Here is a 2,097-nt window from a genome sequence, read left to right on the forward strand (position 1 = left end):
CGTGCCGGGTGGGCGGCAGCGAGCCGCGGGCGGTCAGCTCGACCGACCAGGTCCGGGTCACGGCCCAGAACGCCAGGCCCGCGCCGGCCAGGCAGAGCAGCACGCCGAACGTCAGCTCGCGCCGGCCCCGGTCGGCGGGCGCGCCGGTCGACGCGCTCATCGCGCCGGCCGCAGCGTCTCGGCGGCGGCGATGGCGGCGAGCACCGCGGCGGCCTTGTTCCGGGTCTCCTGGTCCTCGGCGACGGGATCGGAATCGGCCACCACCCCGGCCCCGGCCTGCACGTAGGCCCGGCCCTCGCGGATCAGCGCGGTGCGGATGGCGATCGCCATGTCCAGGTCGCCACCGAAGCCGAAGTAGCCGACGGTGCCGCCGTAGAGGCCGCGCCGGACCGGCTCCAGCTCCTCGATGATCTCCATGGCCCGCACCTTCGGCGCGCCGGAGAGGGTGCCGGCCGGGAAGGTCGCGGCGAGCGCGTCGAAGGCGGTGCGGTCCGCCCGCAGCTCGCCGACGACCGTGGAGACGATGTGCATGACATGGCTGTACCGCTCGATGGTGGCGAACTCCGGGACCTCGACCGTGCCCGGCCGGCAGACCCGGCCCAGGTCGTTGCGGCCCAGGTCGACCAGCATGACGTGCTCGGCGCGCTCCTTCGGGTCGGCGAGCAGTTCGGCGGCGAGCCGGGCGTCCGCCGCCGGGGAGCCGCCGCGCGGCCGGGTGCCGGCGATCGGGTGCAGCAGCGCGCGGCGCCGCCCGTCCGCCGTGGTGCTCACCTTGAGGTGCGCCTCCGGTGAGGAGCCGACGATGTCGAAGCCGTCGAAGCGCAGCAGGTACATGTACGGGCTGGGGTTGGTGGTGCGCAGCACCCGGTAGACGTCGAGCGGGTCGGCGTGCGTGGGGCGCTCGAAGCGCTGGCTGAGCACGATCTGGAAGCACTCGCCGGCCCGGATCGCCTCCTTGGCCGCCTCCACCGCCTTCGGGTAGCCGCCCTCCGGCGTCCGGCTGAGCACCTCGCCCACGCCGGGCCGCGCGACCGTCGAGATCATGGGCGGAATCGGTCGGGACAGCGCGGTGGTCATCGCGTCCAGCCGCCCCACCGCGTGGTGGTACGCGGCCGCGACCAGCGACTCCCGGTCGGGCGCGTCGAGCGGGGGCAGCACCGCGTTGGCGATCAGGATCGCCGAACCGTCGTAGTGGTCGAGCACCACCAGGTCGGTGGCGAGCATCATGCCCAGCTCGGGCACGTCGAGCTCGTCCTCGGTCAGTTCGGGCAGCCGCTCGAAGCGGCGGACCAGGTCGTACCCGAGGTAGCCGACCATGCCGCCGGTGAGGGGCGGCATGCCGCTGGCCGGGTCCCAGGCCGGGCCGGCCAGCGCGGCGACGGTCTCCCGGAGCGCGGTCACCGGGTCGCCGGCGGTCGGCACCCCGGCGGGCGGCTCGCCGGCCCAGACGGCCGTGCCGTCCCGCTCGGTCAGCGTGGCGCTGCTGCGCACCCCGATGAAGGAGTAGCGCGACCAGGCCATCCCGGCCGAGCCGACGCCCTGCTCGGCGGATTCCAGCAGGAACGTGCCGGGGCCCCCGGCGAGCTTGCGGTAGACGCCCACCGGGGTCTCCGCGTCGGCGAGCAGCCGGCGGGTGACCGGCACGACCCGCCAGCGGGCCGCCAGGTCGGCGAAGGTGCCCTGGTCCGGGCTGACCGTGCCGTCGGTCATGAGGTCGCCTCCGGGGAGCTGACCGGCAGCTCGGTGAAGAAGCAGGTGCGCTGCCCGGTGTGGCAGGCCGCGCCGACCTGGTCGACGCTGACCAGCAGCGCGTCGCCGTCGCAGTCCAGGGCGACCGAGCGGACGTACTGGTGGTGGCCGGAGGTCGCGCCCTTGACCCAGTACTCCTGGCGGCTGCGCGACCAGTAGGTGGCCCGGCCGGTGGTCAGGGTGCGGTGCAGCGCCTCGTCGTCCATCCAGGCGACCATCAGGACCTCGCCCGAGTCGTGCGCGCGGACCACGGCGGCCACCAGGCCGTCGGGGGTGCGGCGCAGCCGGGCCGCGATGGCCGGGTCGAGCCGGGAGGGGCGGGCCGGGCCGGGGGCCGCGGCGCCGCCG

2 protein-coding genes and 1 pseudogene are annotated in these 2,097 nt (G+C 75.7%); all 3 read right to left on the reverse strand.

The annotated features are described in order from the left end of the window. Window positions 1-160: pseudogene (locus B0E53_RS39950) on the reverse strand (Trp biosynthesis protein); the annotation flags it as partial. Further along, window positions 157-1,710, reverse strand: a complete 1,554-nt coding sequence (locus B0E53_RS35850) for an anthranilate synthase component I (protein WP_107079859.1) — start codon at window positions 1,708-1,710, stop codon at window positions 157-159. The gene B0E53_RS35850 and the pseudogene B0E53_RS39950, both read right to left, overlap by 4 nt. Continuing rightward, the coding region (gene hisI, locus B0E53_RS35855; RefSeq protein WP_107079860.1) for a phosphoribosyl-AMP cyclohydrolase at window positions 1,707-2,097 on the reverse strand (391 nt) is incomplete at its 5' end. The genes hisI and B0E53_RS35850, both read right to left, overlap by 4 nt.

The organism is Micromonospora sp. MH33 (genome assembly GCF_003013775.1).
In the GTDB taxonomy this organism is placed as follows: domain Bacteria; phylum Actinomycetota; class Actinomycetes; order Mycobacteriales; family Micromonosporaceae; genus Micromonospora; species Micromonospora fulviviridis.

What these genes read in the sequence shown, in the direction of transcription:
- B0E53_RS35850 (WP_107079859.1), bottom strand. Translation starts at nt 1,710, where the DNA reads ATGACCGACGGCACGGTCAGCCCGGACCAGGGCACCTTCGCCGACCTG.